This is a genomic window from Streptomyces sp. SJL17-4, assembly GCF_036826855.1.
Classification (GTDB): Bacteria; Actinomycetota; Actinomycetes; order Streptomycetales; family Streptomycetaceae; genus Streptomyces.
This window is the reverse complement of sequence record NZ_CP104578.1, coordinates 3,273,486-3,300,120: the sequence shown is the minus strand read 5'-3', so window position 1 is coordinate 3,300,120 and position 26,635 is coordinate 3,273,486. Positions and strand designations below refer to the sequence as shown.

Here is a 26,635-nt window from a genome sequence, read left to right as displayed (position 1 = left end):
ACGACCGTGTCCCCCCGATCCGGCCGGATCGGGGGGACACGTGTGTACGGGGTAAGGGGCCGCCGCCGGGCCCCTCAGGCGTACCGGTAGATCCGGCTGTGGTCGAACATCGACGCCGGTGTCACTCCCCAGGGCGCCATCGGCTCGTGCCGGGCGACGACCTTGCGGTACTGCGCGTCCCCGAGCGGCGGCGGCTCCGCGGGGAGGTACGCGGCCCCCGGGTTGCGCTGCTGCCAGCGCGACCAGACCAGGTCGACGAAGGAGTGGTGCAGCCAGAACACCGGGTCGTTCACGGAGCCGCCGCCGAGCATCAGACCGCCGACCCAGCGGTGCACCCGGTTGTGGATGCGGAACCGCTCGTTGCCCCTGCCCGGCGCCCAGCCCTCCAGGCGGTTGCGGAAGCCGGATGCGCTCGTCGAGTTCCACGGCGTCACGTCGTACACCCGTTCCCGCATCACCTCGTCCAGCTGGGCCTGCGTCGGCAGCGTGATCGGGTCGCGGGGCCGGCCGAAGTCCCTGGTCAGAAATCGTTCCTCGGTCATCGACTGGGTGATCGCCCAGCGTCCGGCGGAGTGCGCGAAGGGGCCGGTCATCACCTGGAGGTCGGACCGGCGGCCGTTGCCGCCGAGGAAGTCCTCGCCCCAGAGCGAGGACGCCGGACTGTTGTCGCGGGTCCAGTCCCAGTACGGGACGGAGACCGTCGGGTCGATCCGCCGCAGGGCCGTCTCGAACTCCAGCAGGAACTTGCGGTGCCAGGGCAGGAAGCTGGGCGTCATGTGGGCGACCCGGAGCCGGCCCTCCCCATCGGCCGTGTAGTGGTCGATGTGGGTGCGGACGAAGCGGTCGTACTCTCCCGTACGCTTGAGCTCCAGGACGGCCGCGACGAACTTCCGGCGCTCGGCGCCGGTCAGATCGCGCTGGTTCTTACGCGTGTACACCACGCGGGCTCCCTCCCGTCGGGTCGGTGTGGACGCCGTGGGCGGCGGCGAGCGGGGAGAGCCGGGCGGTGCCCAGCTCGTCCACGGCCGCGCGGACGGCCGCCAGCGGCGTCGGGCAGGACTCGTAGTGGTCGATCGGGGTGACGTAACCGCCGTCGGCGCAGCGCATCAGATGCAGCGGCCGGCCGTCGACGAGGGCCACCGGCTCGCCCTCGGGGCCGGAGAAGCCCCGGATGCGTCGGCCCCCGTACATCTCGTCGAAGGCGTGCGGGTCGCCCGCGTTCTCCGCGGGCGCTCCGGCGGGTGGGCGGGTCGTGATGCGGCCGAGGGCGCCCCCCGTGAAAGCGGTGACGGCCAGCGCGAAGAGGGACCGCAGTGCGACGCGGCGCGGGACGATCATGAGTGATCTCCTCGGGTCGGGGGAGCCCTCAGGGCACAACGATGAAAACCCGGGTTCGTTGCGCCGGAAATGCCAGCGGCGTGAATGTCGGCCGTTCGAGTGAAAACGGCGCGGGGAAAGGGTGGTTGGAGCACTAGCATCCGATTCATGACCACTTCCAACGTCGTTTCCTCGGCGCGCAGCGCCTCTCCGCTGGGAACTCTCACGGTGATCCCGTGGTCCAGCGAGCCCTCCGCCGATTCGGCCGGTACGCCGTTTCTCATGGCGTATTCGCTCGGCGACGGCCGGGACGGCCCGGAGGCCGGTCAGCAGGCCATGCGGACCGCCCTGGAGACCATGGGCCTCTCCGTCGGCGACCGGCTCTTCGACCTGGACAAGGACGCCGGGATCACCGCCTCGCTGCTCGTCGAGGGCGGCTCCGCCGTCCTCAACCTGCCGTTCCTGAAGGTGCAGTGCCCGGTGCCCGAGGAGTGGCAGGAGGCGGCCCGCGAGCGCGGCCAGGTCTACCTGATCTGCTCCGTACGGCCCTGGCCCGAGGCGGTCCCCGGGCAGCCGGTCGACGAGGCGCGGCTGCGGGCCTTCGTGTCCGACGAGGAGATGCTCAAGGACAGCGCCCACGTCCTGATGCCCGTCCGGCGTTTGCAGGGCTGAGCGGGAAGGGGTCGCGTCATGGCGACGGTGAACGTACGGGGCGGGGTGCCGGAGCAGCGGCAGGAGCGGGAGGAGTCCGCGCGGGGGACCGCGGGGGCCATCGGTGGGAGCCGGGCCCTCGCCTGGATGCTGATGATCACCGGGGCGGCGGGCGTGCTGTCCGGCTGGGTGATCACGATCGACAAGTTCAAGCTCCTTGAGGACCCCGGCTTCCAGCCCGGGTGCAGCCTCAACCCGGTCGTGTCCTGCGGCAACATCATGAAGAGCGAGCAGGCGGGGGTCTTCGGCTTCCCCAACCCGATGCTCGGGCTCGTCACGTACGCCGTCGTCGTCGCCCTCGGTGCCGGTCTCCTCGCCGGGGCCCGCTACCGGGGCTGGCTCTGGCTCGGCCTCAACGCCGGCATGCTCTTCGGCGTCGGCTTCTGCACCTGGCTGATGTACCAGTCGCTGTACGAGATCAACTCGCTCTGTCTGTGGTGCTGCCTGGCCTGGGTCGCCACCATCGTCATGTTCTGGTACGTCACCGCGCACAACGTCCGGCACGGGGTGATCCCCGCCCCGGCGGGCGTGCGGACCTTCCTCGGCGAGTTCACCTTCGCCCTGCCCGTCCTGCACATCGGGATCATCGGGATGCTGATCCTGACCCGATGGTGGGAATTCTGGACGAGCTGACGTGAGCCGTCTCCTTCCCGGGCCGCGGGCCGCACTCGTCGTGCTGCTCGCGGCCGTTCTCGTACTCCTGCTGTCCTACGACCGGATCGCGCCCGGCGACCGGCACACCGCGAGCAGGGCGGCGCCCGAGCCGGATCCGGCGCCGCTGCCCGGGGTGCCGTCCGGGTTCTTCACCGGCTCCGACGAGGCCGGGGTACGCAGGATCGCCCAGGCGCAGGCCTGGCTCGGCGGCGGGTCGCTGACCGTCGGGCACACCTATCTGCCGGGCGACCGCTGGTCCAACATCGAGGGCCATCCGGCGCTCTTCGAGCCCTGGGCGCGCTGGAAGGAGGCGCGGCCGGGGCGTCTTTTCGTGCTCAACGTGCCGATGATGGACCGCAGTGAGGCGGGGCTGCCGGACGCCGAGGTGCGGACGGGGCTGCGGAGCGGTGCGGCCGGAGCCTTCGACGGGCACTTCCGGACGCTGGGGGAGCGGCTGGTGGAGCACGGGCTCGGGGACGCGGTCCTGGTGCTCGGCTGGGAGATGAACGGCACCACGTACAGCCATCGCTGCGGGCCGGACCCGGCGGCCTGGAAGGCGTACTGGCGCCGGGTCGTCGAGGTGCTGCGGGGGGTGGCGGGGCAGCGGTTCCGCCTCGACTTCACCCCGAGCCGGGGGCGGGACGCCGTGGAATGGCCGCGCTGCTACCCGGGGGACGACGTCGTCGACATCATCGGGATGGACGCGTACGACCAGCCCGCGGGGCTCTCCTTCGAGGACCAGGTGGCCGAGGAGTACGGGCTCGAACATCACGTGCGGTTCGCGGCGGCGCACGGCAAGCCGGTCTCGTACCCGGAGTGGGGGCTCTTCCGGAACGGCGACAACCCGGCGTACGTCCGGGGGATGCTGGACTGGTTCGCGGCCCACCGGCCCGTCTACCAGACGGTCACCGACTACTGCCCGCACGGGGTGTGGGGGTGCGCCGACAATCCCGAGTCGGCGCGGGTGGTCAGGAAGGCACTGGGAGGGCCGCCGGCCGGCCCGTGAGGGAGCCGGCCGTTCCCGTGTGCCTTCCCGGTGTCCGGTCAGGCGTGCTGGTAGGCCACCAGGGAGATGCCGACGTAGTGGACGATGAAGGCGGCCAGCGTCAGCGAGTGGAAGACCTCGTGGAAGCCGAACCAGCGGGGCGAGGGGTTCGGGCGCTTGATGCCGTAGATGACGCCGCCCGCGCTGTAGAGCAGTCCGCCGACGATGACGAGGACGAGGACGGCGATGCCGCCCGCGCGCATGAAGTCGGGCAGGAAGAAGACGGCGGCCCAGCCCATCGCGATGTAGCAGGGCGTGTACAGCCAGCGCGGGGCGCCGACCCAGAAGACCCGGAAGGCGATGCCGGCGATGGCCGCCGCCCAGACCGCCCACATGAGCGGGCGGCCGGTGGAGTCGGGGAGCAGCAGCAGGGTGAGCGGGGTGTAGGTGCCCGCGATGATCAGGAAGATGTTGGCGTGGTCGAGGCGCCGGAGTACGGCCTCGCCGCGCGGTCCCCAGTTGCCGCGGTGGTACAGCGCGCTGATGCCGAAGAGCAGGCAGGCGGTGAGGACGTAGATCCCGCAGGCGATGCGGGCGCGGGGCGAGTCGGAGAGGGCGACGAGGACCAGGCCGGCGACGATCACGGCGGGGAACATGCCCGCGTGCAGCCATCCTCTGAGCCGGGGCTTCAGCGGGAGCGACGGGGCCTGCCCGAGCGGATCCGGCTCGATCGGGGTCGCTTCCGGCGTTGCTGCAGTCATGGAACGGAATCGTACCTACGGGCCCGTAGGTCGTGGATATGAGTGGCGATGCTCACGTGTGCGTGCCCCTGGACATATGGGCGGATCCGTCGGATGATCAAATGAGTGCGGTCGGCACCGGATGAGCAGCTACGAAGCATCCGGGTCGCGGCCCCCACGGGGCACACACCAAAAAACCCCTCTACAAGGAGCAATCGTGGCGCGCGACAACGCGGCTCCCCAGACCCTTCCGACCCAGCACCAGGAGCTCGTCTCCTGGGTGAACGAGATCGCGGAGATCACCCAGCCGGACAGCATCGTCTGGTGCGACGGTTCCGAGGCCGAGTACGAGCGCCTGTGCGAGGAGCTCGTCGCCAAGGGAACCTTCACCAAGCTCGACCCGGTGAAGCGTCCGAACTCGTACTACGCCGCCTCCGACCCGACCGACGTCGCGCGCGTCGAGGACCGGACCTTCATCTGCTCCGAGAAGGAGGAGGACGCGGGCCCGACCAACCACTGGAAGGCCCCGGCCGAGATGAAGGAGCTCTTCGCGGGCTCCGACGGCATCTTCCGCGGGTCGATGCGTGGCCGCACCATGTACGTCGTGCCCTTCTGCATGGGCCCGGTCGGCTCCCCGCTCTCCGCCATCGGCGTCGAGATCACCGACTCGGCGTACGTCGCCGTCTCCATGCGCACCATGACCCGCATGGGGCAGGCCGTCCTCGACGAGCTCGGCACCGACGGATTCTTCGTCAAGGCCGTCCACACCCTCGGCGCCCCCCTGGAGGAGGGCCAGGAGGACGTGCCGTGGCCCTGCAACTCCACCAAGTACATCTCGCACTTCCCCGAGAGCCGCGAGATCTGGTCGTACGGCTCGGGCTACGGCGGCAACGCCCTGCTCGGCAAGAAGTGCTACGCGCTCCGCATCGCCTCCGTCATGGCCCGTGACGAGGGCTGGCTCGCCGAGCACATGCTGATCCTCAAGCTGACCCCGCCGGACGGCGACTCGAAGTACGTCGCCGCCGCGTTCCCGTCGGCCTGCGGCAAGACGAACCTGGCCATGCTGGAGCCCACGATCTCCGGCTGGACCGTCGAGACCATCGGCGACGACATCGCCTGGATGCGCTTCGGCGAGGACGGTCGTCTCTACGCGATCAACCCCGAGGCCGGCTTCTTCGGCGTCGCGCCCGGCACCGGCGAGCACACCAACGCCAACGCCATGAAGACCCTCTGGGGCAACTCCGTCTTCACCAACGTCGCCCTCACCGACGACAACGACGTGTGGTGGGAGGGGATGACCGAGACGGCCCCCGCGCACCTCACGGACTGGAAGGGCAACGACTGGACGCCGGAGTCCGAGACGCCGGCCGCCCACCCGAACGCCCGCTTCACCGTCCCGGCCGGGCAGTGCCCGACGATCGCCCCCGAGTGGGAGGACACCAAGGGCGTCCCGATCTCGGCGATCCTCTTCGGTGGCCGCCGCGCCTCCGCCGTGCCGCTGGTCACCGAGTCCTTCGACTGGAACCACGGCGTCTTCCTCGGCGCGAACGTCGCCTCCGAGAAGACCGCCGCCGCCGAGGGCAAGGTCGGCGAGCTGCGCCGCGACCCCTTCGCCATGCTGCCGTTCTGCGGCTACAACATGGGCGACTACATGGCCCACTGGGTCAAGGTGGGTGCCGATGCCGACCCGGCGAAGCTGCCGAAGATCTACTACGTGAACTGGTTCCGCAAGAACGACGCCGGCAAGTTCGTCTGGCCCGGCTTCGGCGAGAACAGCCGCGTCCTCAAGTGGATCGTCGAGCGCCTGGAGGGCAAGGCCGAGGGCGTCGAGACCCCGATCGGCATCCTGCCGACCGCGGAGTCCCTGGACACCGAGGGCCTCGACCTGCCGGCCGAGGACCTGGAGTTCCTCCTCAAGGTCGACCGTGACGTGTGGCGCGAGGAAGCCGCCCTCGTCCCCGACCACCTCAACACCTTCGGCGACCACACGCCGAAGGAGCTGTGGGACGAGTACCACGCGCTGGTCCAGCGCCTGGGCTGATCCCGCACCGCAGACTCGTGGTGGGTTGCCCCGAGATACCGCCCTGACCAGTGGGGTCACGACGGCCCACCACGACGCAACCGGCCCCCGGAGCCCCCTCAGGCTCCGGGGGCCGGCGCATGTCCGGGGCCGGTCGCTACAGAAGGGGCCGGCCGCTACAGGATGGGCTGGTCGGTCTCGACGGTCGCGATCGCCCTGCGGCAGGCGTCGCGGAAGCTCTCGAAACGGCCCTCCGACTGGTTCCAGGTGGCCGCGCGGGCGGAACGGGAGGACGAGTCGCCGAAGAGGCTCTCGCGCAGCTCCGTGGTCAGCTCCAGCTGGGCGCCCTTGGCGAGCATCGTGCGGTTGCACGGGTTGGTGACGTGGCTGCCGTTGAACTCGCCGAGCGTGGCGGAGTACCGGGAGTCGTAGGCGTCGACCGCCTGGAAGCCGGCGTTGTTGATCTCCGTCACCAGGGCCGTGCGGAAGGCGGGGTTGAGACCACCGACGACGGCGACGCTCCGGTTTCCGGTGGGCGGGTAGGTGGACGTGGGCAGCTTCAGCTGGTCGAACTGGCAGCCGTGCAGGGACAACACGTTGAGGTGGCTCGCCGCGGTCGACAGGGCGACGTGGTCGTCGCAGTTCTTCGAGGTGACGTGCAGGGCGCGGTTGCCGGAGGAGAGCAGGCCCTCGAACATGAAGTAGTCGTGCACGGTCGGCAGGATCGGGGCGCCCGCCGAGTCGCTCGGGCTGTAACCGGCGATGCCCAGACACAGCTCGCTCGTGCCGATCTCGATGCCACCGCCGTGCAGCGCGAGGATCGCGGTGCGCGGGAAGTCGAACTTCTCGCTCATCTTGAGGTCGAACTGCTGATGGCGGCGGTAACGACGGCTGTACGAGGTGCCCTCGACCAGGTTCGTGTCCTTGTAGAGGGCGGTGTTCGAGGGGTATTCGATCGGGTCCTCGGCCGTGGCGGCGAAGGCCGGGGCCGCGGTGGCGAGCTGGGACAGGAGCGGGCCTCCCGCCGTGGCCGCGGCGGCCAGGGCGGTCAGGACGGTACGGCGGGACGCGGTGCGATCAGAAAACGTCATGCGCGGAACTTAACCGATCAGTCGCCGCGCCCTTCCACGTACTCGGTGTGGATCCGCTGGCGGATCTCCTCCGCCTCGTGGAGGTCGGAGGCGATCCGCTTCGCCTCCTCGTGGAGCGCGGCCAGTTGGCGTTCGAGGTGGTGCTCCGGCTGTTCCGCCCCTGCGGCGAACCGCGCCCACCACCGCGTCCGTACGAAGGTGTCGACAGCCTCCGGGACGTCCTGGCGGACCGTGCGCGCGATCACGTGCAGATGCTCCGGGTCGGTCACCCAGCCCGGCGTGAGCAGGGCCTCGACGAGGGTGTCGAGGGCCGTGAGCCGCTCGCGCGCGGCGGGCGGCAGCTCCGCCTTCGCCAGGTACGCGCGCAGCCGCGCGAAGTCGGCCCGCAGCCCGTCCAGTCGGTCCCCCTCCTCGGCGAACTCCGGGGTCGCCGGCCGGTCGGGCGGGGCGATCAGCGCCCCCGCCGCGTACAGTCCGCCGACCACCAGGGGCCAGAGGGCGCCCGCCGCCCCGGTGAGGGCGATGCCGACACCGGCCAGACCGCAGACGGAGCCGATGAGGTTCTTCCGGGACTCGGCGTACCGGAGCACGGCGTTCCCGGGTCTGTCACTGGTAGCCACGGATCTCCTCGAAGGCGCCGTCCAGAGAGCCCTTCCGGGCGTCGAAGAGCTTGCCGCCGGTGACGTTCGCGATGTGGTCGAGTTCGCCTCGGTCGGAGTCCCCGAAGAGGATCGGGAAGACCGGGGTGCGCTTCTGGGCGGCGGGCAGGGAGTCGTAGAAGCTGTCGAACGCGGTGGCCGGGTCGCCGTCGGTGTTCTCCCCGTCCGTCATGAGGACGACCGAGGTGAAGGTGTCGCCGGGTGACTGCCCGAGGAAGCGGTACGCCTCCTGGACGCTGCTGTAGATCGCGGTGCCACCGGAGGCCGAGAGCTTCCGCGCGTCGGCCCTGATCGCGTCGAGCGTCTTCTGCGGCGCGGCCGGGTCGACCGTGTGCGTACGGACCTCGCCCTGCTTCACCTGGGAACCGAAGGGCATCAGGGTGACCTCCTCCCGGTCCCGGAAGTCGCCGGTCAGCTCGGTCAGGGCCGCCTTGAGCCGTTCGAGCCGCTCACCGCTCATCGAGCCCGAGGTGTCGAGCACGTACACCGTGCGGGAGGGCCTGCGCAGGGTGTTGTCGTACGCGTCGAGCAGCCCGTCCGCCACCTTCCGGCTGCCGGGGAACGGCAGCTCGCGCCGGGGGTCCTGGTCGAGGCCCGCGGCCGGGGCGACTCCGGGGACGACGGGGCGGCGCATGGTCGCCCGGGTGATCCGGTCCTGCGTGGCCGGATCGCGGAGGTAGTCGGAGAGGCGCCGCGCCGCGTCCTTCGCCTCGGGGTGGGCGGAGGTGAGCAGGGTGAGCGGGTAGTCGGCGGTGACGACGCCGTCGGTCGGCCGGATCACCGTCAGCTCACCGGACTGGAACGAGGACAGCAGCACCGACTCGTAGTTGACGAGCGCGTCGACGTCGGTGCGGCGGGCGTAGGCGCTGGCGAGCCAGCCGGAGGAGCCCGAGGTCAGCTTCTGGCCGGCGAAGAACTCCTTGAGCTTCGGGGTGGCCTTCGTGACGTCCTTCTCGGTGAGCGCCGACTGGGCGCCGGAGAGCCCGGAAGCGACCGAGACCAGCGCGGAGAAACCGGAGTTGGAGCGCTTCGGGTCCGTCATGCCGTACGTCAGCTTGCCGTCGGCGACGGCTCGGTGCACCTGCGGCCAGGTGACCTTCGCCGGGTCCCAGCCGAGCCGGGAGAGGGCGGCGGGCCGGACGCCGATGGCGACCGGGGAGGCCATGATCAGGGTCTCGCCCGTGATCCGGCGAGCCGTGTCCGGGCGGAGCCGGAGGTAGTCGTTGGAGGAGAGCCAGATCGCGTCGTACTCCTTGTCGGCCTTCCCGGAGGCGATCTGCTCGACGGCGTCGAGGGTCCCGACGTACGTGGGCTTGACGGTCACGCCGGTGGCGCGGCGGGCCGTGTCGAGGACGGGCTCCATGTCGGCGAGCTCGGAGGAGGCGAGGACGCGGAGCACGCCCGGCGCGAATGTCATGCCCTTCCGGTCGGGGTCGCCGCCCGTGCCGTCGGTGGTGCGGTCGGTGGAGCAGGCGCCGCCGGTGGCGGTGAGCAGCAGGGTGAGGGCGAGACCGGCCAGGAGCCGGGTGCGGGAGCGAGTGCGGGGGGTGCGGAGCGTGCGGGTCGTCATGCGAGGCCGCCACCCTCCAGTGCGCCGGTGCGACGGCTGCGGGCCAAGTGGGCACTCGCCTCCTGGAGTTCGGCGGTCAGCGACTCGACCGTCGCCGCCATCGACTCCGTCGCCTGCACCTTGTACGTGTCGATGGCGTCGAGCGTCCGGTAGATCTGCTGGAACGCCGTGCGGAGCGTCTCCGCGCCCACCGCCGGGTCCGCCGCGATCCGCTGGATCTCGCCGGCCTGGGTGGCGAGCATCTCGGCGTTGCCGCGGATCAGGTCCTCGGTCGTCGAGCGCAGCACGTTCACCTGCTCGGTGACCTTCCGCTGGTTCTCGAGGGCCGAGGCCAGCATCACCGCGATCCGCAGCGCCGACACGGTCGTCGTCGCCGCCCGGTCCACGCCCTTGATCAGTTCGTCGTTGTTCCGGCGGACCACGTCCATCGCCAGGTATCCCTGGGCGCAGACAGCGAGTTGGGTCAGCAGGTCCTGGTGCTTCTGGCGGACCGGGAAGAGGACGTCCGCGCGCAGCGCGTCCGCCTGGGCAGGGTCGGCTGTGGTGGCGATGCGCTGCTCCACGGCCGCGTCGAGCGCGTCGGTGAGCACCGCGTACTCCTGGAGCTTGCCCATCGTCTCCCAGAGCCGGGCCCGCTCCGTCTGCAACGCGGCGTTGTCGCGGCGCAGTTCGTCCTGGCCGCCGCGCAGGGAGCCGACGATCCGGTTCAGCGTGGCCTGCGAGGAGGCGTACTTGGCGACATGGTCACGGAGCTTGTTGCCGCCGGGGAGCTTCGAGAGCAGCCCCTTGATGCCCTTGCCGGGGGTGTCCCGGGGGTCCAGGTCCGTGATCGTGCGCCGGAGTTCGACGAGGGACGAGCCGACCCGGGACTGGGCGTCGCCGCCGGCTCCGGAGTCGAGCGAGCGAATCGTTCGGTCGAGCATGCGGTTCGACTGCTGAGCGGCGGAGCGCATCTCGCCCGCGCCGAGTCCCGCGATCTCGCCGATGCGGCCGGCGAACTCGGGGGAGCGCGGGTCGAGTCCCTCGATCGAGCCGACGTACTCGGCGGCCCGCCGGGACAGCTCCGTACGGGTCGCCTCGTCGATCGGCACCAGGCCGGAGGCCTGCTCGGCGCGGACCGGCGGTACGGGCTCGGGCGGGGTGAGGACCAGCGGGGTGTCGTGCTCGGGAGGTGTCAGGGCCATCGTTCGTCTCGGATCCTCGGGCGTGGTCATGCGGTGTCCCCCTGGTCGCGGGCCCGCAGGGCCATCTCGTGCAGCACCTTGCTGGTGGGCACGGGCGCCTGGCGGACTCCGGTCAGCGTCTGGTTGAGGTAGGCGGTGTGGCCCTGGGTCGCGGTGGTGAACTCGCTCGCCGCGCCCTGCGGCCGGAAGCCGTGGCGGACCGCGAGCTTGCGCAACTCGGGGTCGGTGGAGAGGACTTCGCCGAGCGCCCGGCCGTTCTCGGTGAGCGGGACGAGGGTGTGGTCGCTGCTGACCGTGGTGTCCGGGTAGAGGACGACGAGGTCGCCCATCGGGCGGCCGGCAAGGAGCTGGGCGGCGATCTGGGACTCGTACACCAGGACGAGCGGGTTGCCGACGCCGCTGATGAAGTCCCGGAAGGGGGCGTCCGAACCGGACTGCTGGGCGCCCTGCACCTGGACGAGTTTGCGCAGGAGCGGGGCGGTGCGGTCGACGGCCGCCTTGTCGCCCGCGACCCGGCCGCCGTCGGCGACGTAGCTCGCGGCGGCGAGGTAGAGGGCGCCCGAGTTGGAGGCGACCGGATCGGTGGAGGTGATGAAGAGGGTGCCGCTCAGCTCGGTGTGCCCGGCGGAGCCCTTGAGCTGCTGCCAGGTCCGGTCGGCGCGGGCCGCCGCGAGATAGGCGTCCATCTTCAGGGTGCCGCTGGTGCCGCGCGGTCCGAGGGTCGCCAGGCCGTTCCCGGCGAGGACCCGGGCGGCGGCGCTGTGCGCGACGACGACGAGCGGCGAGTAGAAGGGCCGCAGCGGGGCGGTCGTCGCCCTGGTCTTGTCCGCGGCCTTCGCGCGCAGCCCGTCGGCCGGTGCCTTGGAGGACGGAAAGGCGAAGTCGTAACCGTCGAGGGGCAGTTCCTCCATGTCCCAGGACCCGGAGGTCTCGGTACCCACGGTGAAGCCCTTCGCGGCGAGGGCCTTCACCACCTGAGGGTCGGTGAAGAACTCCGCCTTCTCCGACCCGATGACTCCTCGCACGGTCTTCGTTGCCGTGCCCGTGCCCTTGTCGCCGCCCATCAGGAGGACGGCGGCCACGCCGCCGAGGAGAAGGACGGCCAGGATGATTCCCAGGATGCGTCTCACGTGGGCAGCGTGCTCACGGAAACCCACATTCCAGGGGGAGTTGGGTGTACGAGCGGTGAAGGAGCGATCCCGGTACCGAACCGGAGCCGGGGGTGCCGTATCCCCGGTGGGTGGCGCCCGGTCCGCGCGGTTCGTGGCGCGCGGACCGGGGCCGTCAGGGGGTGCCGGCCGCGGCCAGGGTGGGTTCCCCGGCCAGCGCCGCGGTGTGCGCGTCCATGCGCTCCGCGGCGAGGATCGCGGCGGCCGTGTCGGCCCGGGAGGCGGCGACGACCAGGGCGCGGCCCGCGAGGGCGTGGGCCCTGCGGTGCAGGTCCGGCGCGGACGAGCCGCTCAGACCCGCGTGCCGCGCGGGCGGTGCGCCGCGCAGCCGGGCCACCTGCCGGGCGATCACGTCGCCGGCCTCGGTGTCGCCGAGCTCGTCGGTGACGGCGAGCAGGGCGGAGAGGTGTCCGGCGAGCTGGATGTCCAGCTCCTCCTCGCGGGAGCGGTGCGGATAGGCGGCGTGGGCGTCGTCGGCCATCCGGTGGACCGACTTGGTGCGGATCGGTTCGTACATGGGACGGCCTCCTAGTGCTCTGGGGCCATCCTAGCTTAGATTCAGTCTAAAGTTGAGCGGGGTCTCGCAGCGGGGCGCTAGGGCTGGCTGTAGCCGTCCAGGAAGCGGCCGATCCGGGTCACCGCGTCCGCCAGGTCCGCCGCCGCCGGCAGCGTGACGATCCGGAAGTGATCGGGCTCGTGCCAGTTGAAGCCCGTCCCGTGCACCACCATGATCTTCTCGGCCCGCAGCAGGTCCAGGACCATCTGCCGGTCGTCCTTGATCTTGTAGACGTTCGGGTCGAGCCGCGGGAACAGGTACAGCGCCCCCTTCGGCTTCACGCACGTCACACCCGGGATCTGCGTCAGCAGCTCGTACGCCGTGTCCCGCTGCTCCAGCAGCCGCCCGCCCGGCAGGACGAGGTCCTCGATCGACTGCCGGCCCTGGAGCGCGGCGGCCACCGCGTGCTGCGCCGGCATGTTCGCGCAGAGGCGCATGTTGGCGAGGATCGTGAGGCCCTCGATGTACGAGGTCGCGTGGTGCTTCGGTCCGCAGACCGCCAGCCAGCCCGAGCGGAAGCCGGCCACCCGGTAGTTCTTGCTCATCCCGTTGAAGGTCAGGACGAGCAGGTCGGGGGCGATGGCGGCGGTGGGGGTGTGCGTGGCGCCGTCGTAGAGGATCTTGTCGTAGATCTCGTCCGAGCAGATGACCAGGTTGTGGCGGCGGGCGATCTCCGTGAGGGAGCGGAGCATCTCGTCGTCGTAGACGGCACCCGTCGGATTGTTCGGGTTGATGATCACGATCGCCTTCGTGCGATCGGTGATCTTCCGCTCGATGTCCGCCAGGTCCGGCATCCAGTCCGCCTGCTCGTCACAGCGGTAGTGCACGGCCGTACCCCCCGCGAGCGAGACCGACGCCGTCCACAGCGGGTAGTCCGGGGCCGGGACGAGGACCTCGTCACCGTCGTCGAGCAGCGCCTGCATCGACATCTGGATCAGCTCCGAGACGCCGTTGCCCAGGTAGATGTCCTCGACGGAGAGCGGGATGCCCTTGGTCTCGTAGTGGCTCATCACCGCGCGGCGGGCCGAGAGCAGCCCCTTCGCGTCGCCGTAGCCGTGCGCCTCGGAGAGGTTGCGCAGCACGTCCTCGAGGATGGCGGGCGGGCACTCGAAGCCGAAGGCGGCCGGGTTTCCCGTGTTGAGCTTGAGGATGCGATGACCCGCAGCCTCAAGCCGCATCGCCTCTTCGAGCACCGGACCCCGGATTTCGTAACAGACGTTGGCGAGCTTCGTGGACTGGATCACCTGCATGACGAGAGCTTACGGCCGGGGCGGCCGGGACGCTTCGTGTTTTGGGACACGTCGGACACACGTCGGACACCGGGGCGCTCGCCCCGGGGGTCTCTCCTCGTGGCTGCCGGGCGCCCGGCCCGCGCGGGCCGGTGTGACCCGCGTCGCACGAAAGTGTCGTGCTCCCTACAATCCGGGCTCATGAGCCACCCGCTTTCCGGAGCCGCCGCACCCCGACCCGATCGTCGCCGTCATGCCCCCGCGAGCCGAGGCCGCGGAGCGGTCCGGCTGCTCGCCGCGGGCGGCGTCGCGATCCTCGGGGTCGGCGCCGTGCTGTTCGCCGCGGGCGCCGGTGACGACGGCGGAACCGGGGGCCCCCGCGGCGGCGGGAACGACGGGCCGCCCGCGCTGATCCAGGCAGACCCGACCGACGGGCCCGGCGGTACCTACGGCGCCCAGGACCCGGCCGGCTCTCCGGACTCCACCGGCGCGGCCGGGCGGAAGGCGGGCGGAGACGGGACCGGCGGCACGGAACCCGCCGTTTCCCCGACGGCCGCGGACCCGGGCCCGACGACTGCTCCGTCCGGGGACGGCTCGGGGACGGCCGCCCCCTCGTCCACCGTGTCCGCCGACGCCTCCGCCGACGCCTCCGCCTCCGCCGAAGGCGGACAGCAGGGCAAGCCGGGGCGGGGCCGGGGCCAGACCAAGCGCCCGAGGTAGCGGGGGCGGGGCGGGGGGACACGCAGGGGCCCTCGGCCCGCCGGGATAGGTTGGCCCGTCATGTGGGTGATGAGTGCCTCCGGATGCCGGTGGCTGGGTGCGGGCGGGTCCCTCGGCGTCGCCGTGGGCGGATGGGCCGCCGGGACGCTGCCGGTACGCGGCGGCTGGGGGCTGTGGGAGCCGCGCGGCTCCGCGCTCACCCTGGCCGGCGCCGTCCTCGCCTACCTCGCCCTGACCCTGCTGGTCGCCGCCTGGTGGCGGTACGGCGTCCTCCTCGCCCGAGGACTGCGGGACGGCGTGCTCACCACCCTCGCCTGCTGGACCGCGCCGCTGCTCCTCGCCCCGCCCCTGCACAGCGCGGACGTCTACAGCTACATCGCGCAGGGCGCGATGGTCCTCGAAGGCCACGACGTGTACGGCGGCGGGCCCTCCCTCCTCCGCCCCGACGAACTCGGGGCGGACGCGGCGGCGAGCGTCGGCGGGAACTGGACGGACACCCCCGCGCCGTACGGGCCCGTCTTCCTGCTCCTCGCCGCGGCGGTGGTGAAGCTGACCGGTGGCGCCGTCGTGCCCGCCGTCCTCGGCATGCGGCTGATCGCCCTGGCCGCGCTCGCCCTGATCGTCTGGGCCGTGCGCGGGCTCGGCGGCGGACCCGGGGGCCGCGCGGGCGCGCTCTGGCTGGCCGCCCTCAACCCGCTGCTCCTCGTCCACGTCGTCGGCGGCATGCACAACGACGGCCTGATGGTCGGCCTCGTGCTCGGCGGCATGCTGCTCGCCACGCGCGGGCGGTGGGTGCTCGGCTGTGTCCTGGTCGGCTTCGCGATGATGATCAAGTCGCCGGCGGCGGTCGCGCTGCTGTTCATCGGCGTGATGGTCGCGCGCCGGGACGGGGGCGTACGGGGGCTGGTCAAGGGCCTCGTACTGCCGGGAGCCGTCGCGGGCGCGGTGGCCGCGACGGCGACGGTGCTCGCCGGGACCGGGTTCGGGTGGCTGCGCACCCAGAGCGTCGCCGGTTCGATCCACACCGCGCTGTCGGTGACCAGCGATCTCGGCCTCGGCCTCGGGCTGCTCCTCGGCGACGACCCCGACCCCGTGCGGGGCGTCGTGCAGAAGCTGGGGCTGCTCGTCGCCCTCGCCGTCATCGTGGCGTTGGCGTGGCGGTCGTGGAAGGGGGCCCTCGACCCGGTCCTCGGCCTCGGTCTCTCGCTGGTGGCGCTCGTCGCCCTGTCGCCGATGGTCCAGCCCTGGTACCTGCTGTGGGGGACGGTCGTCGTCGCGGCGGTCGCCTGGCGCGGACGGGCGGGCCAGGTCCTCGCCGTGCTTTCGGCGGCGCTGGTGTACGAGACGGCCCCCTCGGGGCACACGCCCTGGTACGGCTTCGTCCTCGCGGGCTTCGTCCTCGCGTTCGGCCTCGTGTGGCTCCGGCGGGACCCGTGGCCTGCCGCCGTGCCGGCCGGGGAACACCCGTGGCCGCAGAGCGCCCCTTCCCGATAGCCTCCGGCACCATGACGCGTGCCTGGATCCTGCCGGTGCTGTTGCTGCTCTGCGGTGCGCTCGTCGCGTCGGGACGGGCCGCCGGAGGGAGCCCCGGCGCGGCCGTGGCCCTCCTGCTGCTGTTCGTGCTGCTCGCGGCCGCCGCCTCACCCCTGGTCTTCCCGAGGTCGACCGGCGCGGCGGAAGCCGGGCGCCGCGCCGCGGCCGACGGCCGACCGGTCGTCTACTGGCGGCCGGGCTGCGTGTTCTGCCTGCGGCTCCGCGTGCGGCTCGCCGGCCGCGCCCACCGGGCGCACTGGGTCGACATCTGGCGCGACCCGGAGGCGGCGGCGGTGGTGCGTGCGGCCACCGGCGGCGACGAGACCGTGCCCACCGTCGTCGTGGCGGGCCGGGCGCACGTGAACCCCGACCCGGCCTGGGTGCGCGAACAGCTGACCCGCTAAACGGGCGTCCGGCGGATCGCGCGGCCCGCCAGGGCGTCTGTCCGCCGGCCGTCCTCCATGACGAACTCGCCGTTGATCAGGACGTGCGGGATTCCCGTCGGGAGGGTTCTCGGGGACTCGTACGTCGCTCCCGCTCCCACCGTTTCCGGGTCGAAGAGGACCAGGTCCGCCCGGTGGCCCTCGCGGACGCGACCCCGGTCCGTCAGGCCCAGGCGGGCCGCCGGGCGGGAGGTCAGGTGGGCCACGCAGTCCTCCAGGGTGAGGACGCCGAGGTCCCGTACGTACCGGCCCAGGTACTGCGGAAACGTGCCGTACGCGCGCGGGTGCGGCTTCAGGCCCTGGAGGATGCCGTCCGAGCCGCCCGTGTGCACCCGGTGCCGCATGATCGTCCGGACGTTCTCCTCGTGGCCCACGTGCTGGAGGATCGTCGTCCCGAGCCGGTCCTCAAGGAGGAGCCGGCGGGCCGCCGTCCAGCCGTCCAGCCGGCGGCCCACCCAGTCCGCGAGCGTCCCTTCCGACACTCCCGAGATCTCGATCGTGTCCCAGTCCACCGGTACCCCGTGGCAGCCGTCCGAGCCGAGGACCTCCAGGTGGTGGCGGATGCGCTCCGCCGTCGCGTCGTCCCGCAGGCGGGCGAGCACCGCCTCGGGGCCGCCCTCGCTCGCCCAGCTCGGCAGCACGGCCACCAGGGTCGTACAGCCGGGTGTGTACGGGTACGTGTCGAGGCTGATGTCCGCGCCCGCGTCCAGTGCCTCGTCCAGGAGGGCGAGGAGGTCCGGGGCCCGGCCCTCGTTGACACCGAAGTTCATGGTGGCGTGGGCGAGGTGGAGGGCGCAGCCCGCCTCGGCGGTGAGCCGCACCATCTCCGCGTACGCCTCCAGGGCCCCGGCCCCGTACGAGCGGTGGTGCGGGCAGTAGTAGCCGCCGTACCCCGCCACGACCCGGCAGAGTTCCGTGAGCTCGGCGTCCTTCGCGTACATCCCCGGCGTGTAGGTCAGGCCGGAGGACATCCCGACCGCACCCTGCTCCATGCCCTCCGCGACCAGCCGCCGCATGTGGTCCAGCTCGGACTCCGTCGCCGGGCGGTCGTCCCAGCCGACCGCGTACATCCGCACCGTGCCCTGCGGGATCAGATACGCGGCGTTGACGGCGATGCCCCGGTCGAGCCGGTCCAGGTACTCGCCGACCGTGCGCCAGTCGAAGTCGATGTCGTCCCCCGAGCCGTTCCAGCCGGTGATCGCCTTCCGCACCTCGGTGAGCGTGCGGTCGTCGACCGGGGCGTACGACAGGCCGTCCTGGCCCAGGACCTCCAGCGTCACGCCCTGCGCGGCCTTCGCGCTGTGGTCGGGGTCGCGGAGCAGCGCGAGGTCGCTGTGGGCGTGCATGTCGATGAAGCCGGGGGAGAGGGCGAGGCCCTCGGCGTCCACGACGCGGCGGGCGGTGGGGCGCTGACAGCCGGCCGCCGCGCCCTCCTGCACGATCGCGGCGATACGGCCGCCCTCGATCGCCACGTCGGCACGGTACGACGCGCCGCCGCTGCCGTCGACGACCTCCGCGTCGCGGAAGACGAGGTCCATACCGACTCCTCCTAGAAGAACGTGCGGATGTAGTCGACGACCGTGCCGTCCGCCTCGACCAGCGGGATCAGCTGCCACTTGTCGAAGATCGTGCACGGGTGGGACAGGCCCATGCCGAGCCAGTCGCCGACCTCCAGGTCGGCGCCCTCCTCCGTCGCCACCCAGGCGTGCTGGTCGGAGAGGCCGGTGACGGTCAGGCCGTCGGCGGGACGGATCTCGCCGGTGCGGGCGTCGCGGACCACCTGCGCCTCGGGGAGGTGCAGGTCGTGGGCGGCGTCGCGCTTGCCGGCGTTCGTGAAGGCCTGCTCGGGCGTGGGGCGGGAGACGACCTGCGACCAGAGGCGGAAGGCGGGCTCCAGGGCGCCCTCCTCCGGGACCCGGTTGAAGGGGGTCCGCTCGCGGTACTGCCCGTCGTCGTGCGAGACGTACGCGCCGGAGCGCAGCAGCTTCAGGACGGGGAGGGAGAGTCCGGGGATCTCCGCGAACACGTCCGCGACCGCGTCGAACCACTCGCTGCCGCCCGCGCTCACCACGATCTCGCCGATGGCGGGGTCGAAACGGCCGGCCTTGTCGAAGGCGGCCGCGAGCCCGACCAGCCGGCGCAGCCACTCCCTGACCCGGTCGCCGTCGGCCCCCGGCATCGTGCCCTCGTACCCGGCGACGCCGACGAGCCGCAGGGCGGGGGCGGCGGCGACCGCGTCGGCGACGGCCGCGCACTCCGCCTCGGTCCGTACGCCCGTACGCCCCGTCGCGCCGGCGGCCAGCTCGACGACGACGTCCACGGGGCGGGTGGCGCCCGCGGCACGCAGGGCCCCGTCCATCAGCTCGACGCCGCGCACGGAGTCGACGTAGCAGAGGAAGCGGAAGGTCGGGTCGGCGTCGAGCTCGTCGGCGATCCAGCGGAGGGCCACCGGGTCGACGACCTCGTTCGCGAGGAAGATCCGGGCGATGCCGTGGGCCCGGTAGACGCGGGCCTGGTGGGGCACGGCGGCGGTGATGCCCCAGGCGCCGTGCTCCAGCTGGCGGTCGAAGAGCTGGGGGGCCATGGAGGTCTTGCCGTGCGGGGCGAAGACGAGGCCGTGGCGCTCGGCGTACGTCTCCAGGAGGCGGAGGTTGTGCTCGACGGACTCGGCGGAGAGGGCGAGGACGGGGGTGGTGAAGCCGCCGGTGAAGAGGTTGCGCCGCTGGGCGGCGAGCTCACCGACGGTCAGGCCCTCGGCGTCCGGGGGCAGGGCCTTGAAGCGGTGGTCGACGCGCTCGTTCGCCAGGTCGGGCAGGTCGGGCACGGGGCCTCCTCGTCGCTGTTGCGCTGTATGCAACGGTCATTGCGTATTGTGCTCATGGCTGTCTAACATCCGGGCCAAGGCCGGGTCAATGGACCCGTGGAGTCACAGGGAGCCCGAGAGTGAGCGGACACGCGCCCCCCGAACTCGTGTGCCTCGGTGAGTCCATGGTCACCTTCCTCCCCTCCCGGCCGGGCCGCCTCGCCGACGTCCCCTCCTTCGCCCGCGCGATCGGGGGCGCCGAGTCCAACGTCGCCTGCGCGCTCGCCGCCGCGGGGCACCGGGTCCGGTGGGTCGGCCGCGTCGGCCGCGACGGCTTCGGCGACCACCTCGTCGAGACGATCGGCGGGTACGGAGTCGACGTCGGCGCCGTCGGGCGCGACCCGCACCGGCCGACCGGGGTCTACTTCCGCACCGCCGCCGACCGGGCCACCGACGCCCACGAGGTCGCCTACTACCGGGCCGGGTCGGCCGCCTCCGCGATGTCGCCGGCGACCGTGCCGTACGACTCCGTCGCCGACGGCCGGATCCTGCACCTCTCCGGCATCACGGCCGCGCTGTCCGCCGACTGTCTCGCCCTGATGCGGGAGCTCACCGCGCCGCGGCCCGGGCGGCCGCTGGTCTCCTTCGACGTCAACCACCGGCCGAGGCTGTGGCGCGACGGCGCCGCCGGGGACGTACTGCTGGAACTCGCCCGTCGTGCCGACCTCGTCTTCGTCGGGGCCGATGAGGCGGAGGCGTTGTGGGGGGTCGGTGAGGCGGATGCGATCAGGGGTGTGCTGCCGGAGCCGGCGGTGTTGGTGGTGAAGCGGGGTGGGGAGGGGGCGGTGGTGTTCGAGCGCTGCGCGGCTTCCTTCCCCACCCCGCCCCTTCCCGAACCGGGGGCTCTGCCCCCGGACCCCCGCGCCTCAAACGCCGGCGGGGCTGAATTTCAGACCGTCACCCACGTCCCCGCCCCCCGCGTCGACATCGTCGCCCCCGTCGGCGCCGGGGACGCCTTCGCCGCCGGGTTCCTCTCCGCCACCCTCCGCGGGCTCGGCGCGACCGCCCGGCTCCGGCACGGGCACCTCATGGCCGCCGCCGCCCTCACCGTCCCCGGTGATCTGGCCGCGCCTCCCCGGCGCGGCCACGCCGACCGGCTGGCCGCGCTCGACGACGCGGCCTGGGGCACACTTCACCTCGGCCCCGGCTGGACGGGGGACCCCTGTCAGCCGGGGGACGACCAGGAGGTACGTACGCCATGAGCCAGACCGTCGACCGGGCGCTCAGCATCCTGCCGCTGCTCGCCCGTGGCCCCGCCGACCTCGGGCAGGTCGCCGACGAGCTCGGCGTCCACAAGTCCACGGCGCTGCGGCTGCTGCGCACCCTCCACGAGCACGGGCTCGTCCACCGGCAGCAGGACCAGCGCTACCGGCTCGGCGCCCGCCTCTTCGCGCTCGCGCAGGAAGCCGTCGAGAACCTCGACATCCGCGAGATCGCCCACCCGTACCTCGCGGCACTGAACGAGCGGATCGGGCACACGATCCACCTCGCCGTCTACGAGGAGGGCGAGGTCCTCTACATCGACAAGGTCGAGAGCCGCTACCCGGTCCGGATGTACTCGCGCATCGGCAGACCGGTCGCGATCACCGTCGCCGCCGTCGCCAAACTGCTCCTCGCCGACCTGCCCGAGCCCGAACGGCGTGCCGTCGCCGCGAAGCTCGACTACCCCCCGTACACGCCCCGTTCGACGCCGAACGCCGCCGCGTTCCTCAAGGAGCTCGCGACCGTACGCGAACAGGGCTGGGCCACCGACCTCGGCGGCCACGAGGAGTCCATCAACTGCGTCGGCGCACCCATCCGCGGAGCCGACGGGCGGGTCGTCGCCGCCATGTCGGTCTCGGCGCCCAACGTGGTCGTCACGGCCGAGGAACTCCTCTCCCTCCTCCCGCAGGTGCGCCGCACCGCGGATGCCATCAGCCGGGAGTACTCCGGCACCGCCCCGACCAAGGACTCCGTATGACGACCGAGAAGATCGCCCTCACCCCCGCCACCCACACCGCCCCGCCCGCGAAGTTCTCGCACGGCGTGAAGAAGGGCAACATCCTCCAGGTCGCGGGCCAGGTCGGCTTCCTGCCCGCCGTCGAGGGCCAGGCCCCGACGGTCGCCGGCCCGACCCTGCGCGAGCAGACCCTCCAGACCTTCGCCAACGTCAAGGCGATCCTGGAGGAGGGCGGCGCGAGCTGGGACGACGTGATGATGATGCGCGTCTACCTGACGGACGTGGAGCACTTCGCCGAGATGAACGCGATCTACAACCAGTACTTCGAGGAGCAGGGCCTCAAGGCCCCCGCCTCCGCCCGTACGACCGTCTACGTCGGCCTCCCGGCCGGCCTCCTCATCGAGATCGACGCGCTGGCCGTCCTCGGCTGACACGGGCGTGCCCCGGTCCATGAGCGGCCGGGGCACTCCGTCACGTACGGACCGTCAGGCCGCGCAGTACTGCGCTTCCTTGCCGATCGAGCGGTACATGCAGTCGGCGTTCTCCAGGAGCTGGAGGACGGCGTCGCGGTTGCGGCTCGTCTCGCGCTCGATGACCTCGTCGGGCGGGTAGAAGCCGCCGCCGCCGGACGAGGACGGGTACATCTCGAAGGTGTACCCGAAGATCCGGTGCGTGCCCCACAGGTAGTCGTCGATCGAGCCGTCCGTGATGTAGAGGTCGCTGGACTGCTCGGGCGTGTAGCCGTTGCTGGCCGCCATCTTGCCGCCGACCGCCGCGAAGGCGTTCCGGTCGTCGAGCGTCATGCCCGGCGCGGTGTTGGCCGTGGTCCAGCCGAAGGGCCAGAGCACGAGCTCGCTGTACGTGTGGAAGTCGATGGCCGCCGTGATCTGCTGCTTGCCGCCGACCACCCGGGAGCGGACGAAGTCGGCGACGACCTTGACCTCGGGGGCGGACTCGGGGGCCGTGCCGCGGTAGGTCTCGGAGCCCTTGGAGCCCGAAGAGCCGCCGCAGCAGCCCCACTTGTAGTCCCAGTTCCGGTTCATGTCCGTACCGATGTACGAGGAGCCGGAGTTGGGCTGACGGTTCTTGCGCCAGCTGCGGTAGGAGCCGCTGGCGATGTCGTACTCGCCGCCGTCCGGGTTGAGGTCCGGGACGATCCAGATCTCGCGGCCGTTCACGGCGTTGGTGATCCGGGAGTCGCTGCCGTACCCCGCGCCGAGCTCGCGCAGGAGGTACAGCGCCATCTCGACGGTGAGGTGCTCGCGGGCGTGCTGGTGGTGGGTGAAGAGCACCTCGGGCTCGGCCTCATCGGTGGCGACGTTGTCGCTGATCTTGATGGCGACGATGTCCCGGCCCTGGTACGACTTCCCGATCACCTGCTTGCGCATGATCGAGGGGTAGGCGGCGAGCCGCTGGTCGATCTCCGCGTTCATCTCCGCGTAGTTGTGGTACCTCGCGTCGGCGGAGGGGAAGTCGAGCGGACCGGCGGCGTGGCTGTGCCCGTCCTCGGCGGTGTTCCGGTTCGGCGGGCCGGGCAGGGCGACCGGCTTGTAGCCGAGCGCCTTGAGGTTCGCGAGCTGTTCGGTGTTGGCGCTGACCACGACCGACCGGGCGTCGACCTCGTCGATCGAGACGCCGGTGGCGGTCAGCGCGCTCCGGGCGGCGGGGGTGGAGGGCCCGGCGACCTCGTACTGCCGGATCACCTCGTCGGCGCCGACGGCGAGTCGGGCGGCGGCCGAGGACGGGTCGGCCCCGGCGGGTGTGGTGAGGGCGGAGAGGGGCGCCGCGAGGGCGAGCGCCACGAGGGCCGCGAGGGTGGCGGACCTTCTGCCGCGGGTGGGACGTCGCATGCTGTCTCCTGGGTGGGGAGGGTGGGGGGTGCGACAAGCTCGTGCGGGTGGTTCGGTGTGCTGGGTTCCGTCTTCCGTGTTCGAGTTCCGCGTTCGGCCACATGGTGAGGCTGTGTCATGGACCGGTCAAGATGGGGAGTTCGGCCATACTGTCCCGGTGGGGACCCTCATCGGCAGATACGTCATCGAGCACAAGCTAGGCGAAGGCGGCATGGGCACCGTCTATTTGGCCCGATCGCGCGGCGGGCGCGCCGTGGCCGTCAAGGTGGCCCGGCCGGAACTCGCCTCCGACCCCTCCTTCCGCGCCCGCTTCCGCGCCGAGGTCGCCGCCGCCCGACAGGTCGGCGGCTTCCACACCGCCCAGGTCGTCGACGCCGACCCCGACGCCGAGGCGCCCTGGCTCGCCACCGCCTACATCCCCGGCCCCACCCTCGCGGCGCTCGTCACCGCCGAGGGCCCGATGGACGAGGGACGGCTGCGCTCGCTCGGTGCCGCGCTCGCCGAGGCCCTGGAGGCCATCCACGCCTGCGGGCTCGTCCACCGCGACCTCAAGCCCGGCAACATCGTCATGGCCCCCGACGGGCCGCGCGTCCTCGACTTCGGCATCGCCCGCGCGCTGGAGTCGACCCGGCTCACCGCCACCGGCTCCGCCTTCGGCACCCCCGGCTACCTCGCCCCCGAACAGGCCCTCGGCGAGGAGGTCACGGGCGCGGCGGACGTCTTCGCGCTGGGCGCCGTACTGGTCGCCGCGGCGGGCGGCCGCCCCTTCGGGGACGGGACGCCGATGGGCCTCATGTACCGCGCGGTCCACGAGGACCCGGACCTCGCCTCCGTACCGGAGCCCCTGCGCGGGCTCGTGGGCCGATGCCTCGCGAAGGACCCGGCCGAACGGCCCACGCCGGAGGAGATCCTGGACGTGCTGGGGGAGGGGCCGCGGGGCCCGGCGGGGACGGTGCCGCCGCCGACGGTCGTCGACGCGCCCGCGACGCCGCGGCATCCGGCCGCGCAGGGGTTCGGGCCGCCGCATGACTCGATCCCGCCGTCGTACGGACCGGCGCCGGGAGTCGTCCCGTCGACGCCCGTGCCGCCGCATGACTCGATCCCGCCGTCGTACGGACCGGCGCCCGGCGTCCTCCCCTCGACGCCCGTGCCGCCGCAGGCCGTGGTCCCGTCGCCGTACGCGTCCCCGTCTCCGCACGACTCGGTCCCGCCGGGGTTCGGGCCGCCCACCCCCACCCTCTTCGTCCCGCCGCCGCCCGTCGCGCCCCCGCAGCCCGTGCCGGATTTCGTGGCCGCGGACAGTGTGTACGGGGTCGTCGTGGACGGCGCCGGAATCTGTCTCCAGCTCCTCGACGACGAGGCGGAGTTCACCTGGCCCGAGATCGGAGCCGTACGGTACGAGCGGACCCGGCGCGGCCGGTGGCTGCGGATCTCCGTCGACCTCTACGACGGCACCAGCTACCTCTGCGAGATCGACGGCCGCCGGGCGGCCAGGGTCGAGGAGTGGGTCACCGGGCTCGACCGGGTTCTGGCCCGGTTCCTGCCCAGGTGAGGCCCGACGCCTGAGGCCCAGGTGAAACGACGCGGCGCCGCCGGGAGACCGGCGGCGCCGCGGGTGGTGCGGGGAGCGGGATCGTTCCGTTACGGCAGGTTGTGGACGTGCGGACCCACCGCGTTCGACCAGGCGTTGCCGGCCGTCGCGTCCCAGTTGGTCGACCAGGTCATGGCGCCGCGGAGCGTCGGCCAGGCCTGGGCCGGCTTGAAGGTGCCGCAGCTCGTGAGCTTGGTCAGGCAGTCCAGCGCGTTCTTCACGATCTGCGGGTCGACGTAGCCGCTGCCCGCACCCCGCGTGGAGGCGGGAACGCCCAGACCGACCTGCGACGGGGAGAGACCGCCCTGGATCTGGATGCAGGCGAGCGCGGTGAGGAAGTCCACCGAGCCCTGGCTGTAGACCTTGCCGTCGCAGCCGAGCATCGAACCGCTGTTGTAGTACTGCATGTTGACGACCGTGAGGATGTCCTTCACGGCGAGCGCGGTCTTGAAGTACTCCGTGCCCGTGTTCTGCATGTCGATCGTCTGCGGGGCCATCGTCAGGACCAGCGACGAACCGGCCTTGGCGGACAGCTGACGCAGCGCCTTGGTCAGGTACGTCGAGTTGATGCCGTGCTCGAGGTCGATGTCGACACCGTTGAAGCCGTACTCCTGCATGAGGGCGTACGCGCTGTTCGCGAAGGCGGTCGCCGAGGCGTCACTGTTGATCGTGACGTTCCCCTTCTCGCCGCCGACCGAGATGATGACCGACTTGCCGGCGGCCTTCTTCGCGGCGATGTCCGCCTTGAAGTCGGCGACCGAGGCGTAGCCGACGGCCGGGTCGAGGTTGAAGACGATCTGGCCCGCCGTGGTCGTCGAGTCGGCGAACGAGACGGCGATGATGTCGTACTGCGACTGCACGTCCCGCAGCTTCTGGACCGTGGCGCCGTTGTTGAAGTTCTGCCAGTAGCCGGTGAGGGCGTGCTTGGGCACGGCCGGGCCGGGGCCCGGGTCGGTGACCTTGGCCGTACGGGCCGAGACGGCGCCGGACTTCGCGGACTCGCCCGCGGAGTTCGTCGCGGCGACCTGGAACTGGTACGCCGTGTCGGCCGTGAGTCCGGTGATCGTGGTCGACGTGCCGCTCACCGTCTGCGGGTTGCCGCCGTCCCGGTACACCTTGTAGCCCGTGGCGCCGGAGACCGCGCCCCAGCTCAGGGCGACGGAGGAGGAGGTGACGGTGCCCGCGGCGAGACCGGCCGGGGTGGACGGCACGACCGGGTCGGGGTCCTGGCCGCCGCCCCCGTCGGGCCCGAAGACGCTGACGTCGTCGACGGAGTACGGGGAGGTCCCGTACCAGCCGTGGGTGTAGATCTGGACGGAAGTGGTGCTCGCGCCGGTGGTGAAGGTGGTCGTGAGCTGCTTCCAGGAGGGGCTGTCGGGCGTCCACGTGGAGACGTCGGTGGTCCCGGTGCCGGTCGCGCCGAGGTAGGCGTAGCCGCCCTGGACCCAGGCGCTCAGCGTGTACGTCGAGTTGGGCTTCACGGCCACGGTCTGCACGCACTTGGCGTTGTCGAGCCCGGCCGGGGTCGCCCGGAGCGCGCCGGCCCCGGTGCGGACCGGGGAGGAGACGGCGGCGCCGCTCCCGGCGGAACAGGACCAGTTGGTCAGGCCGTTCTCGAAACCGGCGTTCTTGGCGACGTTGACGTCGGCCGCCTGCGCGGTGCCGGCTCCGCCGACGAGGACGAGCCCGGAGCCGACGGCGAGCGCGAGCGCCCCGCCGAGCCAGCGGCGTCCGTGCGGGCGGGTGGTGGTGCGGTCCACGTGCATCCTCCGGAGGGGAGTTGGGGATGTGGGGGATGTGGAGGTGCCGTA

General features: G+C 72.1%; 25 protein-coding genes. 11 read left to right on the top strand and 14 right to left on the bottom strand.

Features of this window, described 5'->3' with window-relative positions; translation table 11 throughout:
• Nucleotides 1-74: 74 nt before the first annotated feature.
• Nucleotides 75-941 carry a tyrosinase family protein gene (locus N5875_RS14350; protein ID WP_318208935.1) on the bottom strand — a complete coding sequence of 289 codons (867 nt, stop codon included), beginning with the start codon at nucleotides 939-941 and terminating at the stop codon, nucleotides 75-77.
• Nucleotides 925-1,338, bottom strand: coding sequence for a tyrosinase family oxidase copper chaperone (locus tag N5875_RS14345; protein WP_338494116.1), 414 nt, complete (start codon nucleotides 1,336-1,338; stop codon nucleotides 925-927). The genes N5875_RS14350 and N5875_RS14345 overlap by 17 nt, the downstream gene beginning before the upstream one ends.
• Before the next feature lie 147 nt (nucleotides 1,339-1,485).
• On the opposite strand from N5875_RS14345, the gene N5875_RS14340 reads away from it, so the two are divergent.
• From N5875_RS14340 to N5875_RS14330, 3 genes are read left to right on the top strand one after another with little or no spacing between them, the layout of a single operon-like run.
• Entirely contained in the window at nucleotides 1,486-1,989 is a 504-nt protein-coding gene (locus N5875_RS14340; RefSeq protein ID WP_318208937.1) for a DUF5949 family protein, read from the top strand.
• A gap of 18 nt (nucleotides 1,990-2,007) precedes the next feature.
• Nucleotides 2,008-2,661, top strand: coding sequence for a vitamin K epoxide reductase family protein (locus N5875_RS14335; protein WP_338494112.1), 654 nt, complete (start codon nucleotides 2,008-2,010; stop codon nucleotides 2,659-2,661).
• Nucleotide 2,662: 1 nt separating this feature from the next.
• On the top strand, nucleotides 2,663-3,688 hold the full coding sequence (locus tag N5875_RS14330) for a glycosyl hydrolase (RefSeq protein WP_338494109.1): 1,026 nt from the start codon (nucleotides 2,663-2,665) through the stop codon (nucleotides 3,686-3,688).
• Nucleotides 3,689-3,726: 38 nt separating this feature from the next.
• On the opposite strand, the gene N5875_RS14325 is transcribed toward N5875_RS14330, so the two are convergent.
• Entirely contained in the window at nucleotides 3,727-4,428 is a 702-nt protein-coding gene (locus tag N5875_RS14325; RefSeq protein WP_338494106.1) for a hemolysin III family protein, read from the bottom strand.
• 196 nt (nucleotides 4,429-4,624) lie between these two features.
• Between N5875_RS14325 and N5875_RS14320 the strand changes: the two genes are divergently transcribed.
• The gene (locus N5875_RS14320; protein ID WP_318208941.1) at nucleotides 4,625-6,448 is read left to right on the top strand and encodes a phosphoenolpyruvate carboxykinase (GTP); all 1,824 of its coding nucleotides are present in this window, start codon (nucleotides 4,625-4,627) and stop codon (nucleotides 6,446-6,448) included.
• A gap of 155 nt (nucleotides 6,449-6,603) precedes the next feature.
• Here the strand turns inward: N5875_RS14320 and N5875_RS14315 are convergent, their stop codons facing one another.
• From N5875_RS14315 to N5875_RS14285, 7 genes are all read right to left on the bottom strand, one after another.
• Nucleotides 6,604-7,518 carry a poly-gamma-glutamate hydrolase family protein gene (locus N5875_RS14315; protein ID WP_338494103.1) on the bottom strand — a complete coding sequence of 305 codons (915 nt, stop codon included), beginning with the start codon at nucleotides 7,516-7,518 and terminating at the stop codon, nucleotides 6,604-6,606.
• Between the two features lie 17 nt (nucleotides 7,519-7,535).
• Entirely contained in the window at nucleotides 7,536-8,138 is a 603-nt protein-coding gene (locus N5875_RS14310; RefSeq protein ID WP_318208943.1) for a hypothetical protein, read from the bottom strand.
• Nucleotides 8,125-9,747: a substrate-binding and VWA domain-containing protein gene (locus N5875_RS14305; RefSeq protein ID WP_318208944.1), complete on the bottom strand. Its 1,623-nt coding sequence runs from the start codon at nucleotides 9,745-9,747 to the stop codon at nucleotides 8,125-8,127. The genes N5875_RS14310 and N5875_RS14305 overlap by 14 nt, the downstream gene beginning before the upstream one ends.
• Nucleotides 9,744-10,961 carry a toxic anion resistance protein gene (locus N5875_RS14300; protein WP_318208945.1) on the bottom strand — a complete coding sequence of 406 codons (1,218 nt, stop codon included), beginning with the start codon at nucleotides 10,959-10,961 and terminating at the stop codon, nucleotides 9,744-9,746. The genes N5875_RS14305 and N5875_RS14300 overlap by 4 nt, the downstream gene beginning before the upstream one ends.
• Nucleotides 10,958-12,088: a hypothetical protein gene (locus N5875_RS14295; protein WP_318208946.1), complete on the bottom strand. Its 1,131-nt coding sequence runs from the start codon at nucleotides 12,086-12,088 to the stop codon at nucleotides 10,958-10,960. Before N5875_RS14295 ends, N5875_RS14300 begins: the two co-directional genes overlap by 4 nt.
• 127 nt (nucleotides 12,089-12,215) lie before the next feature.
• The gene (locus tag N5875_RS14290) at nucleotides 12,216-12,617 is read right to left on the bottom strand and encodes a hypothetical protein (protein ID WP_318208947.1); all 402 of its coding nucleotides are present in this window, start codon (nucleotides 12,615-12,617) and stop codon (nucleotides 12,216-12,218) included.
• Nucleotides 12,618-12,694: 77 nt separating this feature from the next.
• On the bottom strand, nucleotides 12,695-13,906 hold the full coding sequence (locus N5875_RS14285) for a pyridoxal phosphate-dependent aminotransferase (protein ID WP_318208948.1): 1,212 nt from the start codon (nucleotides 13,904-13,906) through the stop codon (nucleotides 12,695-12,697).
• 180 nt (nucleotides 13,907-14,086) lie between these two features.
• Between N5875_RS14285 and N5875_RS14280 the strand changes: the two genes are divergently transcribed.
• Genes N5875_RS14280 through N5875_RS14270 form a run of 3 tightly spaced genes read left to right on the top strand, consistent with a single transcriptional unit; the run spans nucleotide 14,087 to nucleotide 16,542 of the window.
• Entirely contained in the window at nucleotides 14,087-14,605 is a 519-nt protein-coding gene (locus N5875_RS14280; RefSeq protein ID WP_318208949.1) for a hypothetical protein, read from the top strand.
• 60 nt (nucleotides 14,606-14,665) lie between these two features.
• Nucleotides 14,666-16,099, top strand: a complete 1,434-nt coding sequence (mptB, locus tag N5875_RS14275) for a polyprenol phosphomannose-dependent alpha 1,6 mannosyltransferase MptB (protein ID WP_318208950.1) — start codon at nucleotides 14,666-14,668, stop codon at nucleotides 16,097-16,099.
• A gap of 11 nt (nucleotides 16,100-16,110) precedes the next feature.
• On the top strand, nucleotides 16,111-16,542 hold the full coding sequence (locus N5875_RS14270; RefSeq protein WP_338494094.1) for a glutaredoxin domain-containing protein: 432 nt from the start codon (nucleotides 16,111-16,113) through the stop codon (nucleotides 16,540-16,542).
• Here N5875_RS14270 and N5875_RS14265 read toward each other — a convergent pair.
• Together N5875_RS14265 and N5875_RS14260 are read right to left on the bottom strand one after the other, a co-directional pair.
• Nucleotides 16,539-18,119 (bottom strand): D-aminoacylase, encoded by a 1,581-nt coding sequence (locus tag N5875_RS14265; RefSeq protein WP_338494091.1) that lies wholly within the window; start codon nucleotides 18,117-18,119, stop codon nucleotides 16,539-16,541. The two genes, N5875_RS14270 and N5875_RS14265, sit on opposite strands and share 4 nt — an antisense overlap.
• 11 nt (nucleotides 18,120-18,130) lie before the next feature.
• Entirely contained in the window at nucleotides 18,131-19,396 is a 1,266-nt protein-coding gene (locus N5875_RS14260) for an alanine racemase (protein ID WP_318209232.1), read from the bottom strand.
• A gap of 173 nt (nucleotides 19,397-19,569) precedes the next feature.
• Here N5875_RS14260 and N5875_RS14255 point away from each other — a divergent pair, with 173 nt between their 5' ends.
• From N5875_RS14255 to N5875_RS14245, 3 genes are read left to right on the top strand one after another with little or no spacing between them, the layout of a single operon-like run.
• Nucleotides 19,570-20,646: a sugar kinase gene (locus tag N5875_RS14255; protein ID WP_338499170.1), complete on the top strand. Its 1,077-nt coding sequence runs from the start codon at nucleotides 19,570-19,572 to the stop codon at nucleotides 20,644-20,646.
• Nucleotides 20,643-21,404, top strand: coding sequence for an IclR family transcriptional regulator (locus tag N5875_RS14250; protein ID WP_318208953.1), 762 nt, complete (start codon nucleotides 20,643-20,645; stop codon nucleotides 21,402-21,404). The genes N5875_RS14255 and N5875_RS14250 overlap by 4 nt, the downstream gene beginning before the upstream one ends.
• Nucleotides 21,401-21,814, top strand: coding sequence for a RidA family protein (locus tag N5875_RS14245; RefSeq protein WP_318208954.1), 414 nt, complete (start codon nucleotides 21,401-21,403; stop codon nucleotides 21,812-21,814). The genes N5875_RS14250 and N5875_RS14245 overlap by 4 nt, the downstream gene beginning before the upstream one ends.
• A 54-nt stretch (nucleotides 21,815-21,868) precedes the next feature.
• On the opposite strand, the gene N5875_RS14240 is transcribed toward N5875_RS14245, so the two are convergent.
• Complete coding sequence (locus N5875_RS14240; RefSeq protein ID WP_318208955.1) at nucleotides 21,869-23,233, bottom strand: M14 family metallopeptidase; 1,365 nt, start codon at nucleotides 23,231-23,233, stop codon at nucleotides 21,869-21,871.
• 157 nt (nucleotides 23,234-23,390) lie between these two features.
• Between N5875_RS14240 and N5875_RS14235 the strand changes: the two genes are divergently transcribed.
• Nucleotides 23,391-24,785 carry a protein kinase gene (locus N5875_RS14235; RefSeq protein ID WP_338494086.1) on the top strand — a complete coding sequence of 465 codons (1,395 nt, stop codon included), beginning with the start codon at nucleotides 23,391-23,393 and terminating at the stop codon, nucleotides 24,783-24,785.
• An 89-nt stretch (nucleotides 24,786-24,874) separates the two neighbouring features.
• Here the strand turns inward: N5875_RS14235 and N5875_RS14230 are convergent, their stop codons facing one another.
• Nucleotides 24,875-26,590, bottom strand: a complete 1,716-nt coding sequence (locus N5875_RS14230) for a glycoside hydrolase family 18 protein (RefSeq protein ID WP_318208957.1) — start codon at nucleotides 26,588-26,590, stop codon at nucleotides 24,875-24,877.
• Between the last annotated feature and the right edge of the window lie 45 nt (nucleotides 26,591-26,635).

What these genes read in the sequence shown, in the direction of transcription:
- N5875_RS14345 (WP_338494116.1), bottom strand. Translation starts at nt 1,338, where the DNA reads ATGATCGTCCCGCGCCGCGTCGCACTGCGGTCCCTCTTCGCGCTGGCC.
- N5875_RS14340 (WP_318208937.1), top strand. Translation starts at nt 1,486, where the DNA reads ATGACCACTTCCAACGTCGTTTCCTCGGCGCGCAGCGCCTCTCCGCTG.
- N5875_RS14335 (WP_338494112.1), top strand. Translation starts at nt 2,008, where the DNA reads ATGGCGACGGTGAACGTACGGGGCGGGGTGCCGGAGCAGCGGCAGGAG.
- N5875_RS14325 (WP_338494106.1), bottom strand. Translation starts at nt 4,428, where the DNA reads ATGACTGCAGCAACGCCGGAAGCGACCCCGATCGAGCCGGATCCGCTC.
- N5875_RS14315 (WP_338494103.1), bottom strand. Translation starts at nt 7,518, where the DNA reads ATGACGTTTTCTGATCGCACCGCGTCCCGCCGTACCGTCCTGACCGCC.
- N5875_RS14305 (WP_318208944.1), bottom strand. Translation starts at nt 9,747, where the DNA reads ATGACGACCCGCACGCTCCGCACCCCCCGCACTCGCTCCCGCACCCGG.
- N5875_RS14300 (WP_318208945.1), bottom strand. Translation starts at nt 10,961, where the DNA reads ATGACCACGCCCGAGGATCCGAGACGAACGATGGCCCTGACACCTCCC.
- N5875_RS14290 (WP_318208947.1), bottom strand. Translation starts at nt 12,617, where the DNA reads ATGTACGAACCGATCCGCACCAAGTCGGTCCACCGGATGGCCGACGAC.
- N5875_RS14285 (WP_318208948.1), bottom strand. Translation starts at nt 13,906, where the DNA reads ATGCAGGTGATCCAGTCCACGAAGCTCGCCAACGTCTGTTACGAAATC.
- N5875_RS14280 (WP_318208949.1), top strand. Translation starts at nt 14,087, where the DNA reads ATGAGCCACCCGCTTTCCGGAGCCGCCGCACCCCGACCCGATCGTCGC.
- mptB (WP_318208950.1), top strand. Translation starts at nt 14,666, where the DNA reads ATGTGGGTGATGAGTGCCTCCGGATGCCGGTGGCTGGGTGCGGGCGGG.
- N5875_RS14270 (WP_338494094.1), top strand. Translation starts at nt 16,111, where the DNA reads ATGACGCGTGCCTGGATCCTGCCGGTGCTGTTGCTGCTCTGCGGTGCG.
- N5875_RS14265 (WP_338494091.1), bottom strand. Translation starts at nt 18,119, where the DNA reads ATGGACCTCGTCTTCCGCGACGCGGAGGTCGTCGACGGCAGCGGCGGC.
- N5875_RS14255 (WP_338499170.1), top strand. Translation starts at nt 19,570, where the DNA reads ATGGTCACCTTCCTCCCCTCCCGGCCGGGCCGCCTCGCCGACGTCCCC.
- N5875_RS14250 (WP_318208953.1), top strand. Translation starts at nt 20,643, where the DNA reads ATGAGCCAGACCGTCGACCGGGCGCTCAGCATCCTGCCGCTGCTCGCC.
- N5875_RS14245 (WP_318208954.1), top strand. Translation starts at nt 21,401, where the DNA reads ATGACGACCGAGAAGATCGCCCTCACCCCCGCCACCCACACCGCCCCG.
- N5875_RS14240 (WP_318208955.1), bottom strand. Translation starts at nt 23,233, where the DNA reads ATGCGACGTCCCACCCGCGGCAGAAGGTCCGCCACCCTCGCGGCCCTC.
- N5875_RS14230 (WP_318208957.1), bottom strand. Translation starts at nt 26,590, where the DNA reads ATGCACGTGGACCGCACCACCACCCGCCCGCACGGACGCCGCTGGCTC.